A 17,739-nucleotide genomic window follows, 5' to 3' on the forward strand; every position below is an offset into this window, starting at 1 on the left:
TTGATTCCATTGTTGGCAATTTTGCTTGGTTGTCAGGATATAGGTGCCTCATTACGAACGAATTTTTGTTGATGCATGGGAATACTCATCATTGGCGTCAAAGTTGTTCTTGAACGATACTGTAGTCAGTTGAAATATTAAGGCACTGAGCTGAGCCAATAAAAATGAAGAAAAAATACACACGCATATCGTTAAGGACAGTGTTAGGGGGTATGTTTGTCTTTTGCACTCTCGTGACGGCCAGTGTTGCTATTCTCTTGCAATACCATTTTGCGAAAAAAACAGAGCTGCAACACACCCTTACTCAATATCAAACCATTGCAACTGGTGTATCGAGCCATTTGTCTAGTCTTCAAAATTTAGCTGATAACATAACGCGTAGGGGCGCTCAACTGGTATCTCTGATCGGCGTGGATACACCGGAAGAGAGTATCATTGTCCCTTTGTCTCAATTGTTAGTGAGAGAGTCTAGTATCCATAGTATTTTTGTGGCTAAAGAAAATAACGATTTCTTCCAGCTGATTAATCTTTCTTCTAAGGAGGTTCGTTCGCGTGTGAAGGCGAAACCCGGTGATAAGTGGTTGCTTATAGTTCACCGCGGAGTGAATCGAGAACGTAGTAAGGTGAGTATCTATTACGATGAGAATTTTAATTCACAACATACCTCGAATGAGTCGAGTAATTTTATCCCCACTCAGCGTAGTTGGTTTGAAAATGCTGAATATGATGAAACTTATAACACATCGCCTTACTTGTTTAATACGCTAAAAGTCTCAGGTGAAACTTTTTCAATCAAAGTACCGGGTTCAAAAACTGTGGTGGGTGTAGATATCCTCCTTTCCTCTTTAGAAGCGCAATTGACTAATCGATTTGTTAAAAACAAGAAGGCCCCAGAGGCTGAAGCCTTTATCTATCAAGAAAATGGGCAGTTGATTGCAACGAATAAGGTGGTGGATGTTGAAGGGCGGTTACCATCAGTCTCTCCAGTGGATTTGACCGATGAGCAGCGAATGTTAGTCGACCAAGCTCCGGAACTAACAGTGTCAAACCAAGACAACTGGGGCCCGGTCGACTTTGCCGTGGGTGGGCGTCCGAATGGATTCGCAATAGACTTATTCAAAATGATATCGGAAATGACAGGCTTAAAATTTAGGTTTGTGAACGGCCGTAGCTGGAATGAGCTTGTGAAAGACTTTGATAGCGGAAATATTGACATTCTTCACTCTGTTGCCGATCAAGACGATCTTTCTAGTATTGGTGTGGTTGGTAAACCTTTATATCACGCTAAGTTTGCTTTTCTGACGAAGAAGGAAAACCAACACATCAATACCCTAGAGCAAGTAAAGCAAACTCGGATTGGTTTGCTGAAAGGGTGGAGCATTCAAGATGATTTGGAAGAAGCTTATCCCCAAATGACCATCATTAGTTACGCTTCATTGCACGACGCGATTGATGGTGTATTGAATGGCGATATTGTTGCTGTGCTTGATATTCAAAAAATTTTGACAAACAAGATACGCGAAACGTTCCGCCAAAATTTGGTAATTAATTTGCTTAAAGGGCCCAATATTCCGAACGCCTTTTATTACTTAATAAATGAAGATCAAAGAGCTTTAGTTGAGATAATTAATCTTGCGGTCAGCGCTATTACGCCAGAGCAGAGAACTGAGCTGCGTGAAAAATGGTTTAAGGGTAGTACAGCCCAGTCAACTTATACTTTTGTGCCATACGAGGAACTTCTTGAATTCGCAAAAGATCCAACATTTGTTAATTCAGTGCGCTTGGTATCAGTCCATGGTGTCGAGAAATATGTCTATGTTGCTAAGTTGACACATAAAGAGGGGCGTTATTTTGCTGTTGTGATTCCTAAAGCCCACTTAATGGCAGGCGTAAATGAAACGGTAGTTTACGCAGTTGGTGCGTCATTCCTTGTGCTTACTCTCTTAATCCCAATTGCGTGGGCAATGGCAAAACCTATTTCGGAGCCAATTAATGCATTAAGAAAACAGGTCAGGTTCGTTAAAGATCGTGAGTACGAAAAAGTGCAGCGTGTTCATTCCCGTATTGAAGAAATTCATCAGCTTGGTTTATCTCTGATGAGAGGTAGTCATTCGCTACAGCAATTTGAGCAGCGTCAAAATGAGTTTTTTGAGTCTGTGATTCAACTTATCGCGCGCGCGATCGATGAAAAATCTCACTATACAGCGGGCCATTGTAACCGTGTACCAGAGATTGCTCTGATGTTGTCGGAAGCCGCCGAGAAATCCGAGCAAGCTTTGTTTAAAGGGTTTGCTTTTGAAAATGATGAAGAACGACGTGAGTTTCGTATCGCCGCTTGGCTACATGATTGTGGCAAAATTGCGACGCCAGAGTTTGTGGTCGATAAAGGCAGTAAATTAGAAACCAACTATAACCGAATCCACGAAGTTCGTATGCGCTTTGAGGTGCTGTGGCGAGATATACAAATCCAATACTTACTCAAAAAATTGCAAGAACTGGGCGTTGATGGGCAGCCAGAACAAGCATTACAACAAGAATTTGCAGTACTTACCGAAGAGTTTAATTTTATTGCCAACGCTAACGTGGGGGCAGAATTCATGTCTGATCAAGATATTGCACGTCTGCATGAACTGGCTGAAAAAGAGTGGGTGCGATACTTCGATCGTGGATTGGGTTTATCTCCATTAGAGGAAGCGCGTTATCAGTTTAAAGCGACACCAGCAGTAGAGAAATTACTGACCGATCGCCCTGAACATGTGATTGAACGTGAACAGCCGTTTTATATCGACCCTGAGTTTGGTATCAATATGAAGGTGCCCGATATTCTCTATAACCATGGTGAGTTATATAACTTAGCTGTACAGCGTGGCACATTATCGGCAGAAGAGCGCTTTAAGATTAATGAACACATGATAAGTGGAATCAAAATGTTGGAGAGCATCCCATTCCCGCCCGAGCTTGAGCGCGTTCCTCGCTATGCGACGACTCACCATGAGGCGATGGAAGGCTTTGGTTATCCGAGAGGCTTGACTGGGAAAGAGTTGTCGATTCCTGAGCGTATTCTTGCAGTAGCCGATATTTTTGAGGCGCTAACCGCTGCCGACCGACCTTATAAGAAAGCCAAATCGCTAAGTGAGGCTATCCACATCATGTCTAAAATGGCATTAGGCGGGCACATTGATAAAGACGTGTTTAAATTATTGCTCACTAGCGGAACTTACCTAAGTTATGCTAAGCGTTACTTACCAGACGGGCTAATTGATGATGTTGATATCGAGGGATATATAGACAAGCTTTCATAATCCCAAAAGGTTTGTCCAGAAACGAGCCAGTAGATCATCGTTCTAACGTCTACTGGCCGCTATGCTTAACCTTTCAAATAACGGTTCATCAAATGCTGTTTAAAGTGCTCAGCATTGAGCGTTTCACCCGTTGCTCCTTTCACCAAATCATCGGTGTTAAGCAGGCTACCTTTACTCCAAATGTTCGACTCTAACCAAGTGAAGATAGGCGATAGGTCACCACTTTCAATCACAGCGTTCACATCCACCGTTTTCTTCATTGAAGCCATGAACTGAGCCGCGTACATCGCACCTAGTGTGTAAGATGGGAAGTAACCGAATGCGCCGTCTGTCCAGTGAATGTCTTGCATACAGCCATTTGTGAAGTTGCCTTGAGTGCTTAAACCAAGGTAAGACTGCATCTTAGTGTGCCAAAGTTCTGGGACATCAGTGTGTTTGATTTTGCCGTTGATCAAGTCACGTTCAATTTCGTAACGTAAGATAACGTGCGCTGGGTAGGTCAGCTCATCGGCATCAACACGGATGAAGTCTTTCTTCACGCGAGTGTAGATCTTCTGGAAGTTATCTTTCTCAAATTCTGAGCCTGAGAACTGTTGTCCTGCTAGGTTGGCTAAGTGTCCGATGAATGGATCGCTGCGACCAACTTGCATTTCGAAGAACAGAGACTGAGATTCATGGATACCCATAGAGCGAGCCTCACCTGCTGGTTGGCCCGCTAGGTGTTTAGGTAAACCTTGTTCGTAACGTGCATGGCCCGTTTCATGGACGATGCCCATTAAGCTTTGAACGAATTCAGCTTCATCGTAGCGAGTTGTGATACGCACATCTGAAGGCACGCCGCCACAGAACGGGTGAACACTTTCATCTAGTCGGCCGTGCTCAAAATCGAATTGTAGAAGCTTCATCACTTCTAGACCAAGTGCTTTTTGTTTCTCTGTCGAGTAGATACCAGATGGCGCGTTAAATTGCTCGCTCGACTGTTTTTCGATGACTTCGTCAATCAGGTTTGGTAGCCAGGTTTTAACGTCTGCAAACAAGATATCAAGCGAAGCAGAGCTGGTGCCCGGTTCGTAGATATCCAGCATCGCATCATAAGGGGTTAAGTTAGCGGCGTCTGCGCGGATTTGTGCTTCTTCGCGCGATAGCTCAACCACTTCACGCCAGTTCTTTTCAAAACCAACCCAGTCGTTTTCTCCACGTTGGCTACGCCACGCATGTTCACATTTTGAACCCGCTAGAGATTTCGCTTCAACCAGTTTTTCTGGAAGTAGGTTAGCTTGTTGCCATTGGCGTTTGATTTCACGTAGGGACGATTGTTGCTCGTTGTTTAATGCTTCGTTTTCAGCGTCTGCAATCCAATCGCCGAGTTGTGGCTGAGTCATTAGACCGTGAATATGAACAGAAAGCTCGGCCATCGCTTCACTACGTGCTTGATTGCCGCCAGTCGGCATCATGGAAGCTTGGTCCCAACCACAAATAGAGGCTAGGTGCTGAAAGCGTGAACATTTTTTAGAGTGTTCGACTAGTTTTTTGAATGCGCTCATTTGACTACTCTTAATTTGGTTTCTTTAAATGACCCATAAGGCTGCATCAGTTTAAGGGGCATCTCGATGTTAAGTACTTTGAAGTTGGTCACTTCACTTTGTTTCTGAGGCTGTTCTTCTCAGTAGAAGATATAGCCTAAACAAGGTAGGGCAGTGATATGCCAGTAATTTACTATTTGTTAACAAATTAAACTGTACCATTGTGCACAAAATCAGTGAGTTGTATAGCTGATGGCAATTGTTGCTTGCGAATTGTTCAGATACACGGTATTGATGATAGATCGCTGAACAAGAATGACAATGATATGGATATTTTGAACTTTGAGGCATTTCTAATTGCCATCACTATTTTAACGCTAACGCCGGGTTTAGATACGGCATTGGTAATTCGCAATACCAGTCGATCTGGCTTATCTGACGGTGTAATGACCAGCTTTGGTATCTGTAGCGGTCTTTATGTGCACGCTTTTTTCTCTGCGGTGGGTATCTCTGCGATTCTTGCTCAATCAGCTGAACTCTTTCAAGCCGTAAAAATGGTGGGTGCGGTTTACCTAATTTGGCTTGGTTTAAGCAGTTTACGCGCTTTGATGAAAAATGGTGGCGGGTTGAAGGTTGGCGAGCAAGCTCATCAAGCTTACAGTGCAAAACGTTCTTTGCGTGAAGGTTTCTTATCTAATGTGCTTAACCCAAAAACGGCGGTTTTCTATTTGGCTTTTCTGCCTCAATTTGTAAACCCTGAAGGCTCGCCTTTATTGCAATCTATGTTGATGGCTTCAGTCCACTTTATGATTGCGATGGTGTGGCAATGTGGTTTAGCTGGTGCATTGAACTCGGCTAAAAACTTGCTCAAGAATGCGAGTTTTATGAAGTGGATGGAAGGCGTGACTGGCATGGTACTAGTGGGGCTAGGCGTTAAGCTTCTAATGGAAGAGCCTGTGTAGATCCTCGTTTTTAATAGAACATATGAAAGCCCACGACGTGTCGTGGGCTTTTGTCTTTAGGGTGAATCGAGTGTTTTGGCAAATTAAGTGTTAAAGGTGAGTCATTGTGTTATTCAACAACGCTAATGTTCATCTCAGCACCTTCGAAACCTAAGTCACTCAACTCATCAGCATTGAAGTTGGTGGTGATTTCAATATCGCCAATGCGTTCAGTCGTTTCGTTGACGGAATCTGTGCTTCTTTTGCTGCGTAGATTGTTGGTAATCGGTGTTGCTTGGCCAATCTCAATGGTGCCTGCAAATTGAGAGTCTGCGTAGAAATCACCCGATACGTAAGAGTGGAATGGACGTAAGCTTCCGCCAGTTGCGTATTGCATGCTAGATAAGCCCGCTTCTTTGATTGCCCAGCCCCAATCCCACCATTTTGTTTCACCTGGAATGTAACGGTGATCCCATTGGTAGCGAATGTCTGCAGATTTATCACTGCCGCGACCCATAGTGAAGGTGTGAGCTCTGTAAGGGCGGTTGTCTGGGTGTGTATGCCATGCGTTGCCACCCCAACGGAGGAAGCCGTTAAACTCAACATCGTAGCTAATGTCGGCGTTGAATCGGTACGGGTAGGAGATACTTGAACGATACAACTCAACTCGAATCGGAAGCTCTGAGTTGGCTGGGACCATCGGGCGCGCTTGAAGTGTCACTTGCTCGCTAGTGGAGCCCCCATTTGATTTAGAGAAGCTTTGGTTCGCTTCGAACTTAATGGTGAGCTTGGTTTCACCAACAAGAGGCCACTTAAACGTATTCTCTGTTTGAACACTTTGTGAGAATCCGTAGCTGTTCGTTTTTGACCAGTTAGTTGATTCATCCACTTTCAGGTCGACAACCACTTGCTGAGCGATATTACTGTTGTTTCTTGCCGTCGCGTAAACCGTCTTCACCAGTTCACGATCGGACTCGACGACATCGCCATGCCAAAAGTTGTCGTCGTTAACGGTGTAGGCAAAGTTGTCGACGGTGATTTTAGTTTTTTCCCCACAGCGATAACCACTACAAGAGCCACCATTGTTTCCTTGTATCACCCAGCTGTCGCCAGAGCGGTTGATCGTCATGTCTTCGCCAACGTACTGACTGTTATTGCCGCCAACCCATGCGTATCCAAGGTTGTGAGCTAGATAGCTTAGTGGGCGAACAAAATCGTTACGGTTATTTACCAACTCATATTGAACATCTAACTCGCTACCTTCTGGAACTGATTTAGCAGAGTAGTTTGGAATCTCAGACTGGTCATTGTTCGGATAACAGAACGTTTTGCCGTTGGTTGTATCTTGTTTAATAAGGCCATTATATCCCGGGCCCATGACCACCCAGTTTCCTTTTAAGCCTGTGATCTGCCAAGTGCCCATTCTAGCCAGCAAAGCACTCTTTTGCTCTTCGGCTTCAAAGCGGTCTAACGGGCGATAGCCAGAGCGACATACATCGTCACCAAGTTGGTCATGGACTATTTGGTCTGGGTAAATTTTCGCGTTTACGCCAGTAGATAGAACAGACAACACTGCGGTTGCTAAGAGACTTCTGTTTATTCGGATCATTAACAATTCCCTCATTTGTAATTTTTCTATTTTGATAATGTTTTTTTGTGCCATGCAGTTAACAAGACAAGTTCACTTTTTCATGTTGATAAATAGATAGATACTGAAAAGGGTTGAATTAATTTACCTTTTAAATTCAACGGTTTGTATTGTTTAATTTGTTTTTTGGTGAAAGAGAGTGTAACTAAAAAGAAAATGTTTGATGAGGCTCAAACCGTTTTTAGAAAAATGAGAAGTTATGATTGATACATTAACGTCAAATAGTTTTTGACGTGGTCTATCGCGAGTGAAATGAATGGTTAAGTACGAGAGGAGACATATTATTCACATCGTTTTTATTTGATGTAAATATCAACAGGAAAGCGATAAATCAGATTTGGATGTTTAAATTTAATCCAGTGTTTTAAACACTCGATTAATTGAATGCTCAAAATACAAGAGGTGTTTATTGATGCAGTAATAAATTTAACCATCCATTTTTTATGTGTAATATTCAGAACGATGTTAATTAAAATAAAGTGAATTTAACTGGTGGCCAAACGGCGACAAATTATCGTTTAGCCAAAAGTTGTGTTCTTCCATTATTACATGTCCGAATGATGGCAAACAGATCATTTGAACTTAATATATCAACCTTAAGTGTTAAAGGGTCATTGTTGATAAGCAGGTAGGGCGACAACAAGCTGTCATTCATCGCTTTATTTATTTTTTGCACGGAGAGTAAGTCGATAGTGCCAGCTATTGAAAAGAATAGGGATTGAGAAGGGCCGGCCTCACCTCTAAACCGTAGAACAATCGGGTCGGGCATGCTGTCATCTTGGACGGACATTAGGTGTAGAACCTCGTTATCGCTTATTTTGGTGAGTCCATCGGTTCGTAATACATTTCCATCTAACACAAGATCTACCACGCTATGTTGATAACGGTGCTCTTCTTGGGGTGGAGAAGAAGGAATACTCCATATACCAATCAATAACGCTAACGAGGAAAACAGAGCTACAAATGGCATCATAATTGGCCTCTCTTTAGGAATAATTCTATCTCTTCACTCGCTCGGTCTAATTGCGTGGCCGTGTAAAAGATATTGATGGACTGACGTGTCGTCTTGTTGAGTATGGAGAGTTCTGAATAGCCGGGCTCATCGCTGATGTATGCCACGCAATCACATTGGTATTTGTAGAGAATAGCCTCTAGTTCTGGGCTTAAGGACACCTTTGTTTCCTGAAAAACTTGGACCTGCCCAACCCATTGTTCATTAAGCCGGTTAAAGGGCGTGATATCCCCAAGGCTTTTATCGTGAACCTTAGCAAAAGCCAATAATGCCGAGGACAACAATAAACAACCCGTTATGAAATAACACAGCCTGTTTTTGTATAAGCTGACCTGAGAGTAAGTAAGTGAAGTCGATTTGGATTCAGGTGTATCGTTGCTCGCAATAGAGGCCGCAATATTACTTTGACCGAGCGGGACTTGCTCGCTGACAGGCGTGAGGGGAATCGTCACTTCGCTTTGTGGTTGCGAGTCAATAAAGACGCATTCATCAATAAGTCGGTAACCGACCTTTGGCACTGTGACGATGGGTGTTTCTCTGATGCCAAGTTTAACAAATCCTTGGCGAAGCAAACTGATACATTTCGCAAGTGACGTATCCCCAATGAACTCGCTTCCCCATGCGAAACTAATAATATCTTGTTTGTTCACAATCTCGGGTGAGTTTTTAAGTAATAACTCTAAAACGCGAGTTTCACGATATCCTATTTTAATAGAACGTTCGTCGTTATAAATACGGTTTTTAATCGGGTCAAATCTGATCATATAGCCAACGTTTTATTTTTATTATAATCCTCTCAACAATTTAGATGACTATAAACTGACTATTATATGAATTAAAGTCACATGTTTTATTCTGGTGTGTTTTTGCGTGGTTCAAACAAAAGCATTCTTCATTTTTTATGAAAGAAACTCTGCGATCTAGTCACAATCTGTTAAATATAAGTAATATCTAATTAAGTTTTGATTTTATTAGGGAGCTTTTAATTAGAGAGTATTGGCTTAATCTTTGTCTCTAATTTAATTAGAACAGTGCTCTAATTAAAATCTTATTTTATTTGTGGGTATACGATAGTAATAATTCAGTCAGTTTAAGTATCGAATGGGTATAAAAAAGCCCGCATTTGAGTGCGGGCTTTGGTTCAATCAATTCTGATTATGCTTTTACAGCTTCACAATCGTTTGAAGACGTTAAAGGTTTGAAGAACAGCTTAGTTTCTTCGATAACCACGTGGCGTAGCAAAATAAGGCCGATCAGGTTTGGAATTGCCATCAGGCCGTTCACGATATCGGCCATTATCCAGATCATGTCGAGCTTTAGGAATGCTCCAGAAGCCACTAATGCGATGAATATTATCTTGTAAGGCAATACTGCTTTGGTACCTAGCAAGAACACAACGCAGCGCTCACCGTAGTAGTTCCAACCTAAAATTGTTGTAAACGCAAAGAAGATCAGGCCAACAGAAACCAACATAGGGCCAAGGGTGTCTGCATTCAAACCAACGGCGAATGCATGAGTGGTCATCGCAGCACCAGACAGGTCCGTTTGCCAAGCGCCCGTTAAGATAAGCGCCAAACCTGTCATGGTACAGATGATGATGGTATCGAAGAAGGTACCTGTCATAGAGACAAGGCCTTGCTTCACGCATGAATCTGTTTTTGCAGCCGCCGCCGCCATTGGTGCGCTACCTAGACCAGATTCGTTCGAGAACACACCACGAGCGATGCCTGATTGGATAGCAAGCATGATGCTTGCACCAAAGAAACCACCGGTTGCTGCTGTGTTGGTAAACGCAGAGGTAACAACAAGGGTAATAGCATTCAACAGTTGGTCTGCATTTGAAATCAGAACGCTTAAACATGCGACAACGTACATAACCGCCATCGTAGGAACAACTTTCCCTGCCACCTTAGCGATAGATTGAATACCACCAAGGGTTACCACTGCCACTAGTATCGTTAGAACGACAGCAGACATCTCACGAGAAGCACCAAATGAAATTTGAGTTGCGTCTAAGATAGCGTTTACTTGTGGGAAGGTACCAATACCGAAGCAGGCAACACCGAGCGCGAAGACAGCGAACATTACCGCCAAGATTCGTGAGCCGACACCGTATTGCAGGTAGTACATTGGGCCACCAACCATTTCGCCATTGCTATCGGTTCTGCGGTATTTAACGGCAAGTAGACATTCTGCGTATTTGGTCGCCATGCCAAATACAGCGGCAAGCCACATCCAGAATAGGGCACCAGGGCCACCAATCTTGATTGCGGTCGCTACACCAACGATGTTACCTGTACCAATGGTTGCGGAAAGCGCGGTACACAAAGCGGCAAAACTTGATACGTCACCCGTACCGGATTTGTCTTTGCTGAATACCATTTTTAGCGCGGTTGGGAGGTGTCTAAACTGGAGTAAGCCTAAGCGAAAAGTAAAGTAGATACCTGTACCCACTAGCAGAATAAGCAGTGGTGGTCCCCAAACGAATTGGTTGATGGTTTGTAGTGTAGCTTGTAGGTGGTTCATAGATTCCCCTTAATAAATTAAAAATTTAAGGAGAAGAGGGAAGGCAGTGCAGATCACAGGGATCGGGAGCACTACTTAATACATACGGATTTCTAGATAGAATTCTTTTGTTAATTAAGGCTGTTGCTTTCCACTCCTCTGTCCTTTTGCCTGAGAGTTTCACTTAGCGAATCACTTATAGATAAGTAACGGGCACTAAGCTTGCTCCTTCGGCGACCGATCTAACGGTTCTCTCCAGAGGTTCCTCCAACGACAGTCCTCACTTTTCTGGATTTCTCCAGCATAAAGCACCTGAAAGATTTACTTCTTCGGCGGGTAAATCTAACTAAATGTTAATATTTAGTTAAAAAACCACTCTCCTGCAGTCTTCATCGGAACAATTACCTAAATAATTAGGTAATCTGTAGGCGTATCCTAGATCATATAAAATGTGATGTCAGCTACAAAATATCTGTTTGCACAAATGTTGTTCAACTAAATGATCAAACAACGAGTCTCTGACGTAACTTGCTTATTTAAATGGTATAAAATAGAGAAACAAGGAGGAGTTATGACTCGACTAATAGCGATTGTTTTTTTATTGGCTTTGGCATTTGTACTATTTCGTTACCGGACAAACGAAAAACTGCAAAAAGGGGTTGTGATAGTTATCGTTAGCAGCTTCCTTTTGTATACTGCCAGCTTGATGATTTCGGAGTTAACTCGTTAAACCTCTCTGTAAACAGTTGGGATGAATGTGTTAGCAAAGCTTAAGTGCTTCTGGCTTGAGCGATAGGTTTAACTGAGCCTACACTATCAGTATTGGCATCAGTGCCAGTGACCGCGTAACGTTAAACAAATTTTTGGGAGTACCCGCTAGTGAACCAGCAATCTGGACAAAGCGAACAAGATGAAGTGGTTGTTATTGAAGAACGCGATAAGCGCAGTCAGCTCTATATCGGCATTGCTGCGGTTATAGGTTTAGCGCTGGGTGGCTTAATCGGTTCTACAGTCACGGCTTCGAAGTGGGAGTCCACTTATCAGGTACTCGAAACCCGTTATCAAGAATTGCGCGACAGTAAAACAGAATTGATGACGTCGGTTGAAGCTAAAGTGGCAAAAGTTGATACCGAGATCGACGCCAAAGTCGAAGTTGCGCTAGCAAAGCAAGTGGAAGAGCATCAAAAAGAGCTTCAAGAGTTAGCGAAACAATCTGCGGTTTTAGAAAAGGCGAACTACTCGTTAGAGCAGCAGTTAAACGAACAAAAGCAAACGCTAGATAAAACTGAGCAAGATAATCAAAAGCTAAACCGTCAGGCGGATATGCAGTCGACCTTGTTTGAACGTTCTCGTGAACTGTTCCGTAAAGAATTACAAATATCTCAAGAACTTGAAAAGCTTGAGAAAGAAAGAGACGAGCTTGAACAGAACCTTGGTTCACTTAAGAAAGCGTGTGATGTGTTCTTAGATGGCACATCATGGGATGCGAAATCTGACGCGTGTGAGAAACAAGATAATGCCAACTCTAGACTGAGTGATATCAGACAGATGATTGAAGTCCACACCATGGATCTCAAGCAAATCAAAACACTTACTGAAGAGATGGGTTTATAAGTCGAAGGCTTTACCAACCTAGCGTTAGTTTTGCAGTAAATATTGAAACGCCCACATCACACACGTGATGTGGGCGTTTTGCGTTTTCTCGAGAGCGTAGAGCCGATTCTTTCTCACTATTGATGATTTAAGTGTTTTCATTGTTTACTTAGATATTTGTGAATAGTTACGTATAACAACATGATGTGTTACTTGTTGCCTATTAAATGACTTTGCATGCATCTTTTCAGATCAGTGTCGCTGCATAATAGTGGTGTTCAGGACGAACACGCCGTCGATTGCTCGATTGCATTTGGACTGCTTTGACTACATATAGGGATGGAGTGATGCAAGAGTATCTTTGTGAGAACTGCACCATGGCTTATTGTTTCGATGATTGTCGTTTGTCACTAGCACAAAAAGAGATGATCGAAGTAGAAGAGTTGGTTCGTCGTATCGACGTTGAGCACGATAGTGAAAAGAGTAAGCAAGGCATTGAGGATAGCTGCTAGCCTAACAATTCAAACATAAAAAATCCCCACAAGCAAAGCTGGTAGGGATTTTAGGTTAATTGCAGTACTGTTCTCGCTTTCTCAAGCAAAGGGTATTACAAAAATTTTTAGAACAGTGTTATTTGACGATAAGCACTGAAGAGAAGTTATTTCTCGTAAGTTTTGATTTCGCCAGATTTCACGCGAGCAACAAATGATTGCAGTTCCTTCTTCACAACTGGCATCAAGAAGTACAGACCAAGAATGTTGAAGATAGACATTGCAAAGATAGCCGCGTCAGAGAAGTCGATTACCGCGCCAAACTGAATCGTGGCACCAATAACAACAAACACACAAAACATCACTTTAAAAATCAGTTCCGTTGTTTTGCCTTCACCAAATAGGTAAGTCCACGCCTTAAGACCGTAGTACGACCAAGAGATCATTGTCGAAAACGCAAACATGATTACCGCAAGAGCGAGTGTGTATTTAAATACTTCTGCAGTTTCAGTAAACGATGCTGCAGTAAGTGTTACACCCGTTAAACCAGAACCATCGAATGGACCTACATTTAAGCCAGCGATAGTGATAACCAATGCTGTCATTGTACAAATGATTACCGTATCAACGAACGGTTCTAATAGTGATACTAGACCTTCGGTGATTGGCTCTTTTGTTTTAACCGCTGAGTGAGCGATAGCTGCTGAACCTACACCTGCTTCGTTCGAGAATGTTGCACGCTTCAAGCCTTGGATTAACGCACCAATGAAGCCACCAACGACACCTTCACCAGTAAATGCACCTGTAAAGATTGCGCTGAACGCAGGACCAACTTGATCAAGGTTAGAACCGATTACAATCAGAGCCATACCGATATACAGAGCAGCCATCCAAGGAACAACTTTTTCCGTTACCGATGCGATAGAAGGCATACCACCAACAATCACAGAGAAAACTAAAGAGGCGAGTACAAGGCCAGTGATCACACCGTATTCGCTTGGTACATCAAATGCGTAAGTTAGCATCGCGTGTGCTTGGTTAGCTTGGAACATGTTACCGCCACCCAATGCACCTAAAATACACATCAGTGCGAAGCCAATAGCGAGCACTTTGCCTAGTCCACCTAAACCTCTTTCACCAAGGCCTTGGCTTAGATAGTACATTGGACCACCCGAAACAACACCTGAAGGTAGGATAGTTCGGTATTTCACACCTAAGGTACACTCACAGAACTTAGAAGCCATACCCAGAAGGCCACACAAGATCATCCAGAATGTCGCGCCAGGACCACCAATCGCAAGTGCAGCACCCACACCGGCAATATTACCAAGCCCAACAGTTCCAGAAAGCGCGGTTGTTAACGCTTGAAAGTGAGAAACTTCCCCTTCGTGTTTGGAACTAGGGTCTGTGTACTTACCTTTAATAATGTCTATTGCCATCCCGACACGTTTAAATTGAACAAAGCCAAAGTAAACAGTAAAGATAATTGCAGCGAGCAATAGCCAGCCAACAATTATTGGAAAGCTTGCTTCACCTACAGGGACGCTTTTAAATATCAGTCCAACGAACCAACCTGTGTATTCGTTGAAAAATCCATCAACACTTTGACTTAAGTTACTGATAGCTTGATTAAATGATCCTTCTTCTGCAAATGCACTGGAACTAAATAATAATATAAACCCAAAAAATAATTCACGTAAGTTTTTCATGGTTTTCCCTGTCTTTTTTATTAAATTATGTTTGTTGCTGTTGTGTTTGTTTTCTATTTGCTTTGTATATTTCAGTAACTTATCCACTTCATTCGACGGCAACATAAACGGTTGTAGCTGGGTCGAAAAACGAAATAAATATAAGTACTGATCTTGCTTTATATGTATATCCTTTTGGTATGTGCACCAATAAGACTATGGTATTCGGCCTACTAAGTCTTACTGATAAGCCTATACATAAAAATAATGTCATCAAAGAAATTTTTACAATAAATTTACAATTGTACGAGTTTCGTCATTGTTTGGGTATAAGTGGGCTTTTTTTAGGTAGCAAAAGGCATATGCAGTGGCAGTTATAACGACTGGTGAATGTTGATGTACTTTTGAAAGTCTTAGACATTCGATGGCTGAGGACGTAAATCTGAGGACATTAAAAAAGCCCTGTTCATATCAGAGCTTTTTAATGGTTTTCGATGAGAGGGAAGTCTTAATGCTTAGTTTGTAGACTTAGGACTAAGCCGCTCGATGGCTGCTGCCAGTACTATTGTTAACGTTACTTTTGCTCGATTTGTGGTAGAGCTTAAGTGCTAATAACGAAGCCCATAACGCAACTTGTCCCCACAGCAATGTCCATTGAAACGCTACTTCCTGCCAAGATGCACCCATCTGATTAAGCGCTAAGAAACCTTGAATTGCTGGTGTGCTTGGGAATAACTGGGATAACAGCACTAACCACTCAGGCATCATTTCAACGGGCCAGATAAAACCTGAAGAGAAGATCAGTGGCATTGAACTGATTAACACCACAACCGTGACTAGCTCTCTTCTTGGTACTAGCTCACCGATAAAAATTCCGATTAAACAACTGGCCAATAAGAAAGGCAGCAGTAGAGTTAGAATTTTAGTCATAGAGGCGAGCAAGTTAATCCCGTACATTGAGAAGCTGGCGCCGAAGTAGTACATCGACAATAGGTAATAAATGCCAACTAAGGTACAACAACGAGCAAGAATCAGTTTCGCCGGAGAGGTTTTACTCCAGTAGCCAAACGTTGATTGAGCGTTTTGGGTTGCACCAACTAAACCAGAAGCCATTGCTAAGGTTTGTTGCAGGATCAACACAAAGACGGCTGGAACTACGTAATCGATGTATCCCATGCGGCTATTGAAGGTGGGTTTTAGGTTCAAGCTGAATGCGCTGTAGCCTTTGGCTGCGGATTCCAAAGGTACACCTTCGACTAATAAGTGACTGACCTTAACTTGCGCAGCTAGCGTGCCTCCGGCCTTGGCAAGCCCTTCAACAATGGTTCCGTATACCAAGAAGTAGGAAGCATCGCCCGCGTAAGAAAGCGTCGGGCTCTTACCGAGCAGTAAGTCTTTATAGAAGTCTTCTGGGATGACGAGGAATCCGCCAATCTCTTGGTTAAGTACGGCTTGTTTTGCATCAGCGATGCTGGAGTCTCGACGTACCAACTCGATTTGAGAGGTGGCATCCACCATTCGCTCTAATTGATAGCTGCTTTGACTCTTGTCCAAGTTTACAACGGAAGCTTTGAGCTGTTGAGGAACTTGGTTCGCGTAAGGCAATGGATACAAGAATGAATAGAAGACCACACCACCGAATACCGTAAGAAGCACGACAGGGTTACGCAGTACCGCTAAGAGTTCTTGCTTGAGCAGTTGAGTAAAGCTCATCGTTTTACTCCTTGTTGTGCTGATAGTTCTGGTTTCTCTTGCTGTGTTGCTTGTGTTGCTTGTGTTGAAGGCGTTGCTTTTGCAGATAGAGCCGCTTGTGCAGACAGAGCTGACTGCGCCAAGTGTTTCTTAATCAACAACATCACCACGAAAGCAGGAACCGCGTACCACAACATAGTAGAGAGGCTGATCAGCGATTGTGCCGCACTCACGCCATAACTTGATTGTGCTGTTTGTACTTCGATGTAGTGACTCACTGGCAATAAGCTTCTCCAGATTTGAGCTGCCGTGTTCATGTCAGTCACTGGAAAAGTGATTCCCATAAACGCAAAGCTTGGTGCCGTGAAGGCGCCAGCGAAGCTCATTGCCCTTGCTGGATCAAGTGTTAAGAAGAAAAACAAACATCCCATGATGATACAACTAATCACGGTAAGCAGTTGGGCAATGGTCAATGCCACAAAGCTGCCGTTAAATGGCCACTCTAAGAGGATATAGAACCAAAAACTAAACGCGATACCAAACATCAAAAACAAGACAAGATAGGGCGTTAATGTTGATGCGAGTGACTTCATAGGGGCGTTGGATAACCAAGCTTGAAGGCCACGAGCTCTAACGTTCGCTGTTAGGATCAGTATCGTGCCTACCACAATCATAATCTGCCACAGCGCAGGAATAACCGCAGACACTAAGAACTGAGCATAACTGGTGTTCTTGTTGAACAGTGGCGTGATCTGGCTTTGCACTGTTACTGCTTGGCCTAATGCTGATTGCACCGTGGTATCGCCGTGTGACAGTTGTCTCACGACTTCAAGTTGCGCGTTAAAAGTCCCTTGAGCCTGCAGCAACGCTGAGTTCACCAGCTTACCGATCAAGATAAATTGGCTGTTGTAGAACACAGACACTTGTGGATTCAAACCGAGCAGAAGATCTCGGTCGAAGTGCCTTGGTATCACAACATAACCATAGATATCGCGTTCAATCATCGCTTTCGCCGCTTCACTCGCCGAGCTGTATTTGTGAGTGACTTGCAGCGTTGGTGATGCATCAACAAGACGTGTGAACTGTTGCGAGATTTGACTGTGCTCAAGGTCGACAACTGCAACCGGTAAGTCACGAGCGATTCCTTGTGAAAAAATCAGCCAGATACTGGCAGCAAGCATCAAAGGGAGCCAAGTTAGGCAAGACAACAACCATTTGTCTTTACGTACAATCGCCCACTGCCTAAGCAAGGTACTCTTCACTCTATGATGCTCTGGTGATTGCGAGCTTCTAGATTGTGAGCCTGTAGATCGCGTTCCTGTAGATCGAAAGTTAGCAGACATA

12 protein-coding genes and 1 riboswitch are annotated in these 17,739 nt (G+C 43.1%); of the genes, 4 read left to right on the forward strand and 8 right to left on the reverse strand.

The features are described from left to right. Positions 1-212 precede the first annotated feature (212 nt). Positions 213-3,302, forward strand: coding sequence for an HD domain-containing phosphohydrolase (locus FTW16_RS02640; RefSeq protein ID WP_146489945.1), 3,090 nt, complete (start codon positions 213-215; stop codon positions 3,300-3,302). 65 nt (positions 3,303-3,367) lie between these two features. On the opposite strand, the gene FTW16_RS02645 is transcribed toward FTW16_RS02640, so the two are convergent. Continuing rightward, positions 3,368-4,846: a carboxypeptidase M32 gene (locus FTW16_RS02645; protein WP_146489946.1), complete on the reverse strand. Its 1,479-nt coding sequence runs from the start codon at positions 4,844-4,846 to the stop codon at positions 3,368-3,370. A 305-nt stretch (positions 4,847-5,151) separates the two neighbouring features. Between FTW16_RS02645 and FTW16_RS02650 the strand changes: the two genes are divergently transcribed. Then, positions 5,152-5,787, forward strand: a complete 636-nt coding sequence (locus tag FTW16_RS02650) for a LysE family translocator (protein WP_048659471.1) — start codon at positions 5,152-5,154, stop codon at positions 5,785-5,787. Positions 5,788-5,896: 109 nt separating this feature from the next. Here the strand turns inward: FTW16_RS02650 and FTW16_RS02655 are convergent, their stop codons facing one another. From FTW16_RS02655 to FTW16_RS02670, 4 genes are all read right to left on the reverse strand, one after another. Beyond that, positions 5,897-7,375 carry an aerolysin family beta-barrel pore-forming toxin gene (locus tag FTW16_RS02655; RefSeq protein WP_146489947.1) on the reverse strand — a complete coding sequence of 493 codons (1,479 nt, stop codon included), beginning with the start codon at positions 7,373-7,375 and terminating at the stop codon, positions 5,897-5,899. Positions 7,376-7,925: 550 nt separating this feature from the next. After that, the gene (locus FTW16_RS02660) at positions 7,926-8,387 is read right to left on the reverse strand and encodes a hypothetical protein (protein ID WP_146489948.1); all 462 of its coding nucleotides are present in this window, start codon (positions 8,385-8,387) and stop codon (positions 7,926-7,928) included. Further along, on the reverse strand, positions 8,384-9,190 hold the full coding sequence (locus FTW16_RS02665) for a transcriptional regulator (RefSeq protein WP_146489949.1): 807 nt from the start codon (positions 9,188-9,190) through the stop codon (positions 8,384-8,386). Before FTW16_RS02665 ends, FTW16_RS02660 begins: the two co-directional genes overlap by 4 nt. Before the next feature lie 391 nt (positions 9,191-9,581). Beyond that, positions 9,582-10,952 (reverse strand): alanine/glycine:cation symporter family protein, encoded by a 1,371-nt coding sequence (locus FTW16_RS02670; RefSeq protein ID WP_017059726.1) that lies wholly within the window; start codon positions 10,950-10,952, stop codon positions 9,582-9,584. A 128-nt stretch (positions 10,953-11,080) separates the two neighbouring features. Beyond that, a riboswitch (glycine riboswitch) is annotated at positions 11,081-11,200 on the reverse strand. Between the two features lie 610 nt (positions 11,201-11,810). On the opposite strand from FTW16_RS02670, the gene FTW16_RS02680 reads away from it, so the two are divergent. Together FTW16_RS02680 and FTW16_RS24425 are read left to right on the forward strand one after the other, a co-directional pair. Beyond that, positions 11,811-12,545 carry a chromosome partitioning protein ParA gene (locus tag FTW16_RS02680; RefSeq protein WP_146489950.1) on the forward strand — a complete coding sequence of 245 codons (735 nt, stop codon included), beginning with the start codon at positions 11,811-11,813 and terminating at the stop codon, positions 12,543-12,545. A gap of 326 nt (positions 12,546-12,871) precedes the next feature. Then, positions 12,872-13,036: a hypothetical protein gene (locus FTW16_RS24425; protein WP_186728013.1), complete on the forward strand. Its 165-nt coding sequence runs from the start codon at positions 12,872-12,874 to the stop codon at positions 13,034-13,036. Positions 13,037-13,182: 146 nt separating this feature from the next. Here the strand turns inward: FTW16_RS24425 and FTW16_RS02685 are convergent, their stop codons facing one another. The 3 genes from FTW16_RS02685 to FTW16_RS02695 form a co-directional block, all read right to left on the reverse strand. Continuing rightward, positions 13,183-14,724, reverse strand: coding sequence for an alanine/glycine:cation symporter family protein (locus FTW16_RS02685; RefSeq protein ID WP_146489951.1), 1,542 nt, complete (start codon positions 14,722-14,724; stop codon positions 13,183-13,185). Between the two features lie 513 nt (positions 14,725-15,237). Further along, positions 15,238-16,416 carry an ABC transporter permease gene (locus tag FTW16_RS02690; protein ID WP_146489952.1) on the reverse strand — a complete coding sequence of 393 codons (1,179 nt, stop codon included), beginning with the start codon at positions 16,414-16,416 and terminating at the stop codon, positions 15,238-15,240. Beyond that, positions 16,413-17,738: an ABC transporter permease gene (locus FTW16_RS02695; protein ID WP_146489953.1), complete on the reverse strand. Its 1,326-nt coding sequence runs from the start codon at positions 17,736-17,738 to the stop codon at positions 16,413-16,415. Before FTW16_RS02695 ends, FTW16_RS02690 begins: the two co-directional genes overlap by 4 nt. Position 17,739 lies beyond the last annotated feature (1 nt).

Origin of the sequence: Vibrio sp. T20 (assembly GCF_007858795.1) — a bacterium.
Lineage (GTDB): Bacteria > Pseudomonadota > Gammaproteobacteria > Enterobacterales > Vibrionaceae > Vibrio > Vibrio satsumensis.

Coding starts and splice junctions, on each gene's coding strand:
- FTW16_RS02665 (WP_146489949.1), bottom strand. CDS start 9,190: ATGATCAGATTTGACCCGATTAAAAACCGTATTTATAACGACGAACGT.
- FTW16_RS02650 (WP_048659471.1), top strand. CDS start 5,152: ATGGATATTTTGAACTTTGAGGCATTTCTAATTGCCATCACTATTTTA.
- FTW16_RS02645 (WP_146489946.1), bottom strand. CDS start 4,846: ATGAGCGCATTCAAAAAACTAGTCGAACACTCTAAAAAATGTTCACGC.
- FTW16_RS02690 (WP_146489952.1), bottom strand. CDS start 16,416: ATGAGCTTTACTCAACTGCTCAAGCAAGAACTCTTAGCGGTACTGCGT.
- FTW16_RS02655 (WP_146489947.1), bottom strand. CDS start 7,375: ATGATCCGAATAAACAGAAGTCTCTTAGCAACCGCAGTGTTGTCTGTT.
- FTW16_RS24425 (WP_186728013.1), top strand. CDS start 12,872: ATGCAAGAGTATCTTTGTGAGAACTGCACCATGGCTTATTGTTTCGAT.
- FTW16_RS02660 (WP_146489948.1), bottom strand. CDS start 8,387: ATGATGCCATTTGTAGCTCTGTTTTCCTCGTTAGCGTTATTGATTGGT.
- FTW16_RS02670 (WP_017059726.1), bottom strand. CDS start 10,952: ATGAACCACCTACAAGCTACACTACAAACCATCAACCAATTCGTTTGG.
- FTW16_RS02640 (WP_146489945.1), top strand. CDS start 213: ATGTTTGTCTTTTGCACTCTCGTGACGGCCAGTGTTGCTATTCTCTTG.
- FTW16_RS02695 (WP_146489953.1), bottom strand. CDS start 17,738: ATGTCTGCTAACTTTCGATCTACAGGAACGCGATCTACAGGCTCACAA.
- FTW16_RS02685 (WP_146489951.1), bottom strand. CDS start 14,724: ATGAAAAACTTACGTGAATTATTTTTTGGGTTTATATTATTATTTAGT.